The following is an 11,238-nucleotide window of genomic DNA, read 5'->3' as shown; positions in this document are numbered from 1 at the left end:
AATCCCCTTCATTATCAATAGGGCCGTTTACCTTATTGTTTTAAATTGTTAGGGTATTGTTACGAGATTTTCAATGGAATAGGTAAAGTTAATGAAATACGTGGTTTATTTATCGGGTGAAATTCACAGTGATTGGCGCGAACAAATTATCAGTGGCTGCGAACAGAAAGGTCTCGATATTCAATTTACGTCAGCGATTACGAATCATGAAGCAAGTGATGCAGCTGGTGATTGTTTAGGTGAAGAAAGTACGTCATTTTGGCGAGATCATAAATCATCAAAAGTGAATGCTATCCGTATTCAAACAGCGATTAAAAATTGTGATCTTGCGGTCATACGTTTCGGTGAGAAATATAAGCAATGGAATGCTGCCTTCGATGCAGGCTACTGCGCTGCTTTAGGTAAACCTTATATTACCTTACATGACGAAAGCTTGATCCATGCTTTGAAAGAAGTTGATGGTTCCGCGCAATCTTGGGCAACGACACCAAATCAAATTGTGGAAATATTGACATACTTGGTCGCTAAGTAACAAGTTTAATAAGTATTAAATAGAATCGGTCACAACAGCGATTGCCTCCAACACTGTTTACTGCAAAATAAGGTTAATTTAATTCCGTATAGGAGAATATGAATGATTGGATATGTAATGTTAGGGTCACAAAATATCGACGTTTCGCGTTATTTTTACAGCGCTTTAATGGACATGATGGGCGCAAAAAAAGTAGCTGATTCAAAAAAATTCTTAGCGTGGAGTTTTGGTGAAGACAAACCTATGCTCGCAATCGGTAACCCCTTTGATGGTGAAGATGCGAGTTATGGCAATGGCACCATGGTTGCTTTAAGTGTTTCTTCGACAGAAGAGGTCGATAAGCTGCATAAAAAAGCATTAGCCTTAGGCGGGCAAAATGAAGGTGACCCTGGTGTGCGTTCTGGTGGCTTCTATTGCGCTTACTTTAGAGACCTGGATGGTAATAAACTTAACTTTCATTGCAAGCCGTAAGCTTTACACAAAAGCTCACGATTTAAGGATAAGTTATGTATCAGGATGTAGTCCAAATTGTTTTCATCAAAGGTTATCAAGTACTGCTTAGCTTTCGTCAAAACACTGAATTTCTTGATCAGCAGTGGAGTCTTCCTGGTGGTCGAATTGAACTTGGCGAAGCCCCGCAAGTAAGTGCCATTCGCGAATCATTAGAAGAAGTGGGGGTTGATCCTATCAATCTCACTTTTTAATTCAGTTATCTGATCCTAATGTCGATTGTCAGCATTACGTTTATGTGTGTGATGATTGGCAAGGTGAAATCATTAACGCCGAACCGCATTTATGCCGAGAAGTGACTTGGTTCGATATTGAAGCAATACCTCGTGTTTACGCACCGACAATACCGCCGATAATAGCTGCCTTAAAAAGGTATTTAGTATGAATATCGCTTTCTTTGATTTTGATGGCACCATCACCAATGAAGATGCATTTACCAAGTTCATCTTCTACGCGACCCCAAAGTATCGCTTAATTGCGGGTATGATACTGCTATCACCCGTTATTTTGTTACACAAAATAGGCTTGTTTCCTGCTGCTAAAATTAGACCAATCTTAGCTAAATTCGCATTTTGGAATCGCAGTGAAAAACGGGTATTCGAGCTGGGAGAAAAGTTTGCTTTGGAGTATTTGCCTTCGATATTAAGACAAACTGCAATGGAGCAGATTAACTGGCACAAAGCCCGAGGTGATAAAATTGTTGTTGTCTCTGCGTCGTTAAACCCATACCTTTATTTCTGGTGTCTACAACACAATATAGAATTGATATGTAGTGAATTGGAATCAAAAGGTGCAGTACTTACCGGTAATTACGTACACGGTGATTGTGGTGGTGATAACAAAGTTACTTTAATCAACCATCGTATTGATCTATTAAAGTTTGATTCAGTGTTTGCATATGGAGATACCAAAGAGGACTTACCTATGTTGGAATTAGCTCAAACAAAGTTTTATCAATGGCGTGAAGTTGCTTAGCTGTTTACTCATCGAGTGATCTTGAGCGTGTATGTTGAATCAATTTGATTTGGTATCCTAAAGATTAAACGGAAAACATAAACATTACTAAAAGGGAGTTTGATATAAATGGTTACTTGTTATGTGAGATATGTGATTAACGCTTCAAAGGTTAAAGAGTTCGAAACCTACGCTAAAATGTGGATCCCTCTGGTTGAGAAATTTGGTGGTCAGCACAATGGCTATTTTTTACCATCGGAAGGTGCGAGCAATATTGCATTAGCATTATTTACGTTCCCAAGTTTGGCTGCTTACGAGGAATATCGAATTAAATCGCTTGATGATCAAGAGTGCATAGAAGCTTTTAAGTTCGCAGAAGAGATAAATTGTATCGTAAGTTATGAACGTAGCTTTTTTAGGCCCGTATTTTCTTAGATAATTGTAGTGAGATCTCTTGGGGGCTGATTATTCAGCCCCCCATTTTTAAATTAGTGTCTTATTTGTATTTATAATCAGTGGCTTATTGATGAATTTAAGAGTTGTACCAGAGCTTTATTGTGTTGATATTGATGTAAGTAAACACTTTTATGTCGATATTCTTGGCTTCAGTATTAAGTATCAACGTCCAGAAGAACAGTTTCTATTTCTAACGTTAGGTGGCGTTGATTTGATGTTAGAAGGGTTAAATAGCGAAGGAAGAAAATGGCTAACGGGTGATATGAATGTACCATTTGGCCGTGGTGTTAATTTTCAGTGGGATACAAACGATATTGATAATATCTATGTTCGTATTCAGTCATTATCACCAAGCTCTATCTATATGGAACTGGAAACGAAAACCTACGGATGTAATGACCAGCTCGTCACTCAAAAACAATTCATTGTGCAAGACCCTAATGGATACCTGTTTCGGTTTTGTGAAGACAGTTAATTCGACGTCAAACACAGGGATGATATAGATGCTACTCACAGAACGACTCATATTACGAAAGTTTGTAGAAGGTGATAAAGAGACTGTTGTTACGCTATTAAAAAATGCTGATTTCATGGCGTACTCTCCGACAGGTACAATGAGTCAATCGCAAGCTGAATCCCGTTTTGAATTACTCTTAAACGCCTTTAAAACTCACGGCATTGGTAAGCTTGCGGTGATCGAACAATCTACCAATGATTTAATTGGATACTGCGGTATTGAGTCATTCGAATATCACAATAATGCAGCTGCCGAATTAGGTTATCGCTTAAAACTGTCTGCTAGAGGTAAAGGCTACGCGTTTGAAGCCAGTCAAGCAGTGCTAGAGTTCGCAAGGCAGCTTGGCTACCAGAGGATCTTAGCGTTAACGGAACCTGAGAATGCGGCATCTCAGCATATACTTTTCAAACTCGGCTTCGAATCTCGTGAACAAGGAGTGTATCAAGGAATGCTAATTCAGTATTTCGAGAAAGGTTGATGTATTAAAAAAGTATGGTTTTGTTCTTAAATTTTGTTATTGCGTATAAGTCTTGGTAAGTTGATAGTTATTATTTTAGCATTCCATTTTTTATAGGATAAGCTATGAAACGTTTCACTCTGCTTTTGGTTTTACTGTGTACTCCTGTTGCTTATGGAAGTACCTTCACATCAAATTTGGTTGCTGCGGCTTTAGAAAGGACTGAACATAGTGTTCGATATGATGGTTCTTATTATCGAATCGCTTATCCTAATGGTGACGTACCCTCTAATATCGGTGTTTGTACCGACGTGCTAATTCGTAGTTACCGTCAGTTGGGTGTTGATCTTCAGTCATTGGTGCATGAGGATATGCGAACTAATTTCTCAAAATACCCTTCAAAGAGAATATGGGGATTATCTCGCCCAGATAGCAACATCGATCATCGGCGAGTCCCTAATTTGCAAGTTTTCTTTACGCGTCATGGTGAAGTGCTACCAATTAAACAGGACGGGGAATTATATCAAGCTGGGGATATTGTCACTTGGATGCTACCTGGAAATTTTCCTCACATTGGCATAATTTTGAATCAATGGTCAGATGATTCTGCAAGACCATTAGTTGTTCATAATATTGGTGGTGGCCCAGTACTGGAAGACATGCTGTTTAATTATAAGATCACAGGCCATTATCGCTATGAGCCGAAAAGGATTATGTAGCCAAAAATATAAAAGGAAGGAACACGTGCCACCATGGTTTTGGATAATTGTAGTGATATCAACCTGCAGTTTGTTTTGCTGGTATATATCACCAGAACGACAAAATAAGCCCTCAAAAGTGCAAATTGTGATTGCTAAAACGTGGATTATACTTCGACGGTTGATTTGCTTTAGCGGGTCTGCGTTCGGTCTGTTTACCCTATATATTTTATGGGAAATGGCTGAATCAATAGAATATAAACTAACGGGCAGTATCATTATCATTTTCTTATCAATATTCTTTGCTTACGTTGGTATTGTTGGTCAAGGTTGGTATCAATACAGTATTAGTGACGATTTTAGATTATATAAGAAAATCAAAGACAAATATGGAATACGCTGGTAAATGGGGGGCGCGAAGAAGGGTGACAGCTCAAAAAAGTATGGTTTTATCGCTATTCAATTGTGATTTCTACGTTGTGCTGATAGTTTCGTTTAGAATTTTTACTCAAATAAACGGACAAAGGATACTTCGCAATGGATGCAGAAATAAGGTCAAAAATAGCTAAAGGTACACTGGGTGGGGTGATTTTATCAATCATGCTATATGTCGTTTCACAATCATTTTTTTATGCCGAACCGGGATACATCTATCATGTACGAACGGTAACGGGTAACGAAGCTGTAGTGACTGAAATTGGTTATAAATTTTATCCATTTGGCCGCTATAATGCTTGGAAACGTGCGATGACAGTTCAGGCGGCTTCGGGGGCAATTAAACATGCCATTACGGCTGAAAAAGACCAAGATTCAGCGTCTGCAAGTTTACCGCCAATGAGTATCATGTTTTTAGATCAAGTGGATGCCAAAGCGGAAGCCACTGTGCGATTTTCTATACCTTCTGATGAAGAAGGGTTCCTTAAGTTAGCCCATGAGTATCGTTCTCCTGAAAACTTACTACGAACTGCCTTACTGCCGGCTTTTAAGGAAACATTACAAGCTAATGCCTCATTAATGACTGCCGAAGAATACTATGCTGGTGGACGTACTGAGTTTAATTCTGAATTCGAACATCAAATGAATAATGGTATTTATTTAGTAAAACGTGAAGAAGTGGTTGTTAGATCGATGAAAACAGCGTCTGCGTCTGCGAACGCTGCATTAGGTAGTGAGCAGGAAGAGTATGGTGAAGATACAAAAACGATATTTGTGGTTCGTAAGGTACTTGATTCTGATGGCTTACCACAGCGTAAAACCCAACGATTTACCGATTTTGGTATCACGGTAGTATCCGCATTAATTACTGATATGAATCCAAACCAGAAATTTATCGAGCGAATGCAATTGAAACAAAAAGCATCGGCTGATAGAGCGATTGCACGCGAACAACGTGTGCAAGAAGAAGAGCAGCGCTTACTGGTTATCGCACGTGGTGAGCGTGAAGTAGCTGAAAGACAAGCGCAATCAAAAGTGGACCAAATCCAAAAAACCACAGAAGCTGAAACGGATAAACAACTGGCTATTACGAGTGCTGAGAAGTTAAAAGCAGAAGCGGAAATTCACCGTGAAACAGCACAAATTAATTTCGAAAAAGCTATTATCGAAGCTAAAACTCAGCGCACACTGGCTGACGCAGAGGCGTATCAAAAAGAAGTGATTTTACAGGCTGATAATGCGTTAGCGCAAAAGTTAGACGCAGAAATCAAAATCCAACAGTTATGGGCTCAGGCTTATGCTAAACGCCAAGTGCCGACGAATGTTTTTGGTAGCGGTGGTGGTGCAGGCGGTGCTCCCGTCGGTAACGATTATGAGACCAAAGCCTTCATGCAAATGCTTACTCTAGATGCAGCTAAAAGGTTAAGTTATGACCGTGATTTAGTTAAATAGTAGAGGATGCTATTAACCATTTCTCGCCTTTTTTATTTTTTTGTCTTACACTGATTTTAATTTATCCCCCTAGTAAAACAAAGGAAAAAAACATGGCTCTAGCAACTGCACGACACATTTTAGTAGACGACGAAGCAAAGTGTAATGAACTAAAGGCTCAAATTGAAGCTGGTGCTGATTTTGCTGATGTTGCAAAGCAAAATTCAAACTGTCCTTCAAGCGCTAACGGCGGTGATTTAGGTCAGTTTGGTCCTGGTATGATGGTTCCTGAGTTCGATAAAGTTGTATTTTCAGCGCCTGTAAATACAGTTCAAGGTCCAGTGAAAACACAATTCGGTTATCATTTATTAGAAGTTACTAGCCGTAGCTAATAATAAATTATGTTTCTCGCATCTTTCGTGATGCGAGGAATATCCCTGCTATTCAAGCCAAGCTTAAATTCCACCCGATATTTTATTACCCCTGTACCAAGACAAGTAGCTTAGATTCAAATAATAAGTGCATGCTCGTCATTGTTTGACTGTACTATCCACGACTGAAATATTTTAAAGGTATTCACTTGATTAATTCCCATAAGTTCACCCTTGCTGGTTGTCTCGCTATTTTACTTTGGAGCACTATTGTTGGGCTAATCCGTAATGTTGCCGAGCAGTTAGGGCCCATTGGCGGTGCTGCGATGATTTACACTGTCAGCTCTGTATTTTTGCTGATTGTTTTAGGCGCTCCTAAGCTTAAAAGCTTTCCTCCTCGCTATTTACTCATTGGCGGTGGACTGTTTGTTAGTTATGAAATTTGCTTATCTTTGGCATTAGGAATGGCAAATAACCGCACCCAAGCGGTAGAAATGGGCGTAATTAACTACTTGTGGCCCTCGTTAACGGTCTTGCTCGCGGTATTTATCAGCGATAAACCCGTTAACAAGCTACTTTACCCTGCTATTGCCCTGTCATTTTTCGGTGTAGCATGGACCGTGGGTGGTGATGATGGTATTTCGATTAGTCAATTAAGCAGTAATATAGCGACCAATCCCGCGAGTTATTCAATGGCGTTCTTTGGTGCGTTCATTTGGGCGTTGTATTGCAACATAACGAAGACGCTCGCCAATGGTATGAATGGTATTACTTGGTTCTTCATTGGTACTGCGATTGCACTTTGGATTAAATATTTGATAAGCAATGAACCTACCATGGTATTTACGACTGAAGCTACGTTTGACTTGTTACTTGCGGGTATCGTGATGGGCAGTGGTTATGCGCTGTGGAATATCGGTATTATCGGCGGCAACATGGTATTTTTAGCTACGCTCTCTTATTTCACGCCAATTTTATCGACCTTCTTTTCTGCAATGATATTAGATATAGAGTTGACGACTAAATTCTGGGAGGGGGTGGTAATGGTGACAATCGCCTCGTTAATTTGCTGGTGGTTGACGCGTGAAAAGCCTGTTATGAAGACGCAAATTGAATCTAATTAATCGTTATCTTAACTAAATATAAGAATTTAGGTGCGGTAAGTTGCTATCAAAAATCGGGTTTATAAGTTACTGGAGCCTTATACCTTGGTGGTATTTCAGGCCTTAATTATATAATGAAAGCTGAAATTATCTAGGTTAGGTCATAAATCTTGAATTTAAATGTTTTTTTGTAGTCCAATGCTTGATGTACTGTGATTAATTTAGATTAAGCGGATGTAGGGCGATAACATGAGAACAATTGGTAACATAATCTGGTTTCTGTTTGGTGGCGCTGTCATGGGACTTGCATGGGTTTTATTTGGTCTATTAGCGTTTATCAGTATTGTTGGCATCCCTTGGGGGCGCTCTTGCTTTGTTATCGCGGGTTTCTCATTTTTTCCATTTGGTAAAGAAGCCATATTCCGCGATGAATTAACGCGCGCTGAAGATATCGGTACCGGTAGATTTGGTTTTATCGGTAATGCGTTGTGGTTCATCTTTGCGGGTGTTTGGCTGGCAATCGGCCATGTAATGTCTGCGGCCGCATGCTTCGTTACTATTATTGGTATTCCATTTGCCCTACAGCATTTGAAATTAGCGGTTATCTCACTTGCACCAATAGGGCAAACAATTGTAGATAAAGACGTGGCGGCAATGGCGCGTTATAAGAACGCTAAGTTTAAGCTATAAATAATCGTTATTATCATGATAGCCCGTTTAACATCAGCCAATTTGTTATCTTGATACTGGAAACGGGCATAATAATCTTTAATTAGTGCGCTGCTTAAGGCGTTTAAACTCGTCACTTTCTTGGTCTTCTTGAATACAAACACTTAATAAATCATCAACAAAATGCAGTAGTGCACGGTGTTCAATTTGTTTCACTTGCGCTTGTTGTGTGTCTGTTAGCATGTGATACATAGTCGCGGCACCAAAATCACCAAAGATGATATTAGCATCCACATCAAACAGTGTATTGTGGGCGTACAGATCGCCGTGACAAACTTGGTTGTCGTGTAAATGGGTAAACACGTCTTCCATCTGTGCGACTATCTTGCTAATTTGCACAATAGACAAGCTAAAGTCTGTTGGGAAGGTATCACGTGTACAGCTGTTAAAGCATGGTGGTAGACCTAAGTTTGCATAGTGCGCAGGAATCAAGTTCATGATCAGGGCTAAGTAACCGTCTTCTTTTACCTGTGCAAGCGATTGCACTAGGCTAGGATGGTTACCTACTTTCAAACAAGCTTGTAACTCATCTTCAGGGTAACCGTCACTGGTGACTTCACCTTTGAACACTTTAACTGCAATTTCATCAGGGAATTGCGTTTGTTGTTCATTCCAAATGGCTTTTGAGATCACGCCAGATGCGCCTTGTCCCAGTACGTTTTGTAATGTGTAGCTTGATGATGCTAATTGCGGCACGTTATCAATCGATACATCAGACTGGCTAAACGGGTTGCCCGAGAACGCAAACCAAGCTAGCTTCGGCAGGCCAAACAACTGTTCGGGACATGCTGTTAGGCGGTTCGCTGAAATACGTACCAGTTCAAGGTTATGACACTGAGACATAGTCTGAGGTAATTCTGTCAAGCAGTTACCAGCAAGCGCTAACTTTTGTAAGCGTGGACGTTCGCCTAATGAATCTGGTAATACTTCAATTCGGTTATCCGTTAAGATCAACCAACGTAATTTTGTTGGTAGAGAGGCTTCTGGTACTTGGTTAATTTGGTTTGATTTAAAGCCGACCATTTCTAAGTTCGGGCATTGGCCAAGTACTTCAGGTAGCGTTACAAATTGATTGTTTGATGCAAACAAGATCTTCAACTTGGTTAATTGGATAATCTCTGCTGGTAAGCTCGTTAGCTGGTTATTTGATAAATCGAGAATCTCTAAGCTGTCAGCCAATGACAAGATCTCAAGTGGGAAAACAGTCAGGTTTTCTGATAATGATAAACGCTTAATACCTGTTAATTCACCAGATTTTAGCTGAGATAGAGTATGCAAAATAATTTAGCCCGTGTTAGAAATATACAAACCGGGCTAGTTTACTCGAAAATAACTGAAAGGGGAATTCTCAGCGATATTTAGGCAAAGATAGTATGGGGAAACCGGACTATGACTGTACACGTTCTTTAGCTAAAGAGTCTTCAGCCTCGTTGTCATCACGTTTGGCAATTTTATGGCCATCTTCAGTGCAACCTGTTTTCCAATAACTACTGATATAAATATTATCTTTATCGACGGATTTGTCATTTCTAAAGTACACACGTAGCGCACGCATATCTGAAAACTCACAAGCGCACCAAACCGACACCTCACCTTGCTGCCACGTTAACGCTTTCACTTGAGCCAGTAAGTTTGTCTTAGCTTTATTGGCGACAACCCAAATAACGTTGATACCCTCGGGTTTGACTAAGGTTTGCTTGTCATCTTGATGGTTAATTTCGATAACCGCATAACCACTGGCTGTTGTTGGTAGCTTAGTGAGTTGTGCAGACAAGGCTGGGAGACCTGTCATGTCTGCGACTAAGAAGTACCAATCTGTATCAACATTGACTGGTTTAATCATCCCTGGTCCAGCTATTGAGATCATATCACCGATATTCACAGACTGTGACCACGCTGCGGCAAAGCCACCAATGCTGCTGTTACAATCCTTGTTATTATTGGCACTGTTATTATCACTCATGTTTAAGTGTTCATGATGCACAAAATCAACATCTAATTGATTGAGGGCTTGACGTAAATGACGGATGGTATAAGTGCGCATTTTTGGACGTTCATCTGTCGCTAGTTGTGAAATGTCAGTGTTACCTTGCTCGGTAAAAAGTAGCTTAATGTAGCCACCTGCTGCATCAGAGGGGAAGTCAGACAGGTCGTCAGCCTGAAAGCTAATGCGCTGCATGTTAGATGTTAATTGCTGGCTGTCTATTACGGTTAATACTCTGGTGCTTGGTTTTTTACTCATTTTTATATCCTTAATAATTCGGTTATTGCCCGTAGTACATACAAATACGCTTACCGTTGATTTCGTGAATATCAAAATCAGTGTCGTAAATCGCTGACAATGTTTTTTGGTTAATGATCTCTGCGACTGACCCGTTCGCGACAACTTTGCCTTGCTTAAGTGCCACGATATTGTCTGAATAACAAGATGCGAAGTTGATATCATGGATCACAATAACAACTGCTTTACCTAATTTATGAGCCAAGGTTTTGATGTTTTTCATGATCTGTAATGAATGTTTGATGTCGAGATTGTTCAATGGTTCATCCAAAAATACATAATCGGTATCTTGAGCCACGACCATCGCGATAAAGGCGAGTTGACGTTGACCACCACTGAGCTGATCAAGGTACTTGTTTTCGATTAGTGTTAAATCTAAATAGCCAATCGCTTTATCAATCACGTCATTGTCGTTACTTGTTAGCTTGCCCTGACTATAAGGGTAGCGCCCAAAAGCCACTAGTTCTCGGACTGTAAAGCGCATATTGAGATTGTTAGACTGGCGTAATACTGCGAGCTTTTTCGCCAGTGCTTTAGTATCCCAATCTAATATGTCTTGATTGTCGATAATGACACTACCACTGTCTTTATTTAATAAGCGACTTGCCATCGACAATACGGTACTTTTCCCCGCGCCGTTCGGGCCAATGATTGCCGTGACTTCACCTTTAATGAAAGAGGCGGAAGCTTGATCGACAACTTTGTGTTGGCCAAAGGCTTTAGATAAATGAGTTAATGAAATCACGTTTTATGTGTCCTACTTA

General features: G+C 40.1%; 16 protein-coding genes. 13 read left to right on the top strand and 3 right to left on the bottom strand.

The window, feature by feature from the left end; genetic code table 11:
- Window positions 1–91: 91 nt before the first annotated feature.
- The 13 genes from HWV03_RS15300 (at window position 92) to HWV03_RS15240 (ending at window position 8,154) form a co-directional block, all read left to right on the top strand.
- Window positions 92–532, top strand: a complete 441-nt coding sequence (locus HWV03_RS15300) for a YtoQ family protein (protein WP_067044734.1) — start codon at window positions 92–94, stop codon at window positions 530–532.
- A gap of 102 nt (window positions 533–634) precedes the next feature.
- Complete coding sequence (locus tag HWV03_RS15295; RefSeq protein WP_045109745.1) at window positions 635–1,003, top strand: VOC family protein; 369 nt, start codon at window positions 635–637, stop codon at window positions 1,001–1,003.
- Between the two features lie 35 nt (window positions 1,004–1,038).
- On the top strand, window positions 1,039–1,236 hold the full coding sequence (locus tag HWV03_RS22625; protein WP_255546858.1) for an NUDIX domain-containing protein: 198 nt from the start codon (window positions 1,039–1,041) through the stop codon (window positions 1,234–1,236).
- A 187-nt stretch (window positions 1,237–1,423) separates the two neighbouring features.
- Complete coding sequence (locus tag HWV03_RS15285; RefSeq protein ID WP_211672337.1) at window positions 1,424–2,017, top strand: HAD-IB family phosphatase; 594 nt, start codon at window positions 1,424–1,426, stop codon at window positions 2,015–2,017.
- 108 nt (window positions 2,018–2,125) lie between these two features.
- On the top strand, window positions 2,126–2,431 hold the full coding sequence (locus HWV03_RS15280) for an NIPSNAP family protein (RefSeq protein ID WP_211676686.1): 306 nt from the start codon (window positions 2,126–2,128) through the stop codon (window positions 2,429–2,431).
- A 91-nt stretch (window positions 2,432–2,522) separates the two neighbouring features.
- A complete protein-coding gene (locus HWV03_RS15275; protein ID WP_211676685.1) occupies window positions 2,523–2,927 on the top strand; it encodes a bleomycin resistance protein in 405 nt (134 codons plus the stop codon).
- Window positions 2,928–2,955: 28 nt separating this feature from the next.
- Entirely contained in the window at window positions 2,956–3,447 is a 492-nt protein-coding gene (locus HWV03_RS15270) for a GNAT family N-acetyltransferase (protein ID WP_211676684.1), read from the top strand.
- Window positions 3,448–3,551: 104 nt separating this feature from the next.
- Complete coding sequence (locus HWV03_RS15265) at window positions 3,552–4,145, top strand: DUF1287 domain-containing protein (RefSeq protein ID WP_211676683.1); 594 nt, start codon at window positions 3,552–3,554, stop codon at window positions 4,143–4,145.
- Between the two features lie 25 nt (window positions 4,146–4,170).
- Window positions 4,171–4,530, top strand: a complete 360-nt coding sequence (locus HWV03_RS15260) for a hypothetical protein (protein ID WP_211676682.1) — start codon at window positions 4,171–4,173, stop codon at window positions 4,528–4,530.
- 131 nt (window positions 4,531–4,661) lie between these two features.
- Window positions 4,662–6,011 carry an SPFH domain-containing protein gene (locus HWV03_RS15255; protein WP_211676681.1) on the top strand — a complete coding sequence of 450 codons (1,350 nt, stop codon included), beginning with the start codon at window positions 4,662–4,664 and terminating at the stop codon, window positions 6,009–6,011.
- A gap of 92 nt (window positions 6,012–6,103) precedes the next feature.
- On the top strand, window positions 6,104–6,382 hold the full coding sequence (locus HWV03_RS15250) for a peptidylprolyl isomerase (RefSeq protein WP_211672334.1): 279 nt from the start codon (window positions 6,104–6,106) through the stop codon (window positions 6,380–6,382).
- A gap of 188 nt (window positions 6,383–6,570) precedes the next feature.
- Window positions 6,571–7,485 (top strand): aromatic amino acid DMT transporter YddG, encoded by a 915-nt coding sequence (gene yddG, locus HWV03_RS15245; protein WP_211676680.1) that lies wholly within the window; start codon window positions 6,571–6,573, stop codon window positions 7,483–7,485.
- 228 nt (window positions 7,486–7,713) lie between these two features.
- A complete protein-coding gene (locus tag HWV03_RS15240) occupies window positions 7,714–8,154 on the top strand; it encodes a YccF domain-containing protein (protein ID WP_211676679.1) in 441 nt (146 codons plus the stop codon).
- Window positions 8,155–8,232: 78 nt separating this feature from the next.
- Here the strand turns inward: HWV03_RS15240 and HWV03_RS15235 are convergent, their stop codons facing one another.
- The 3 genes from HWV03_RS15235 to HWV03_RS15225 all read right to left on the bottom strand — a co-directional run bounded on the left by HWV03_RS15235 (window position 8,233) and on the right by HWV03_RS15225 (window position 11,219).
- Complete coding sequence (locus HWV03_RS15235) at window positions 8,233–9,471, bottom strand: leucine-rich repeat-containing protein kinase family protein (protein ID WP_211676678.1); 1,239 nt, start codon at window positions 9,469–9,471, stop codon at window positions 8,233–8,235.
- Window positions 9,472–9,580: 109 nt separating this feature from the next.
- Entirely contained in the window at window positions 9,581–10,435 is an 855-nt protein-coding gene (locus tag HWV03_RS15230) for a siderophore-interacting protein (RefSeq protein ID WP_211676677.1), read from the bottom strand.
- 22 nt (window positions 10,436–10,457) lie between these two features.
- Entirely contained in the window at window positions 10,458–11,219 is a 762-nt protein-coding gene (locus HWV03_RS15225; RefSeq protein ID WP_211676676.1) for an iron ABC transporter ATP-binding protein, read from the bottom strand.
- Window positions 11,220–11,238: the final 19 nt, after the last annotated feature.

This window comes from Moritella sp. 36, assembly GCF_018219415.1.
Classification (GTDB): domain Bacteria; phylum Pseudomonadota; class Gammaproteobacteria; order Enterobacterales; family Moritellaceae; genus Moritella.
This window is presented reverse-complemented; position numbering and strand designations above follow the sequence as displayed.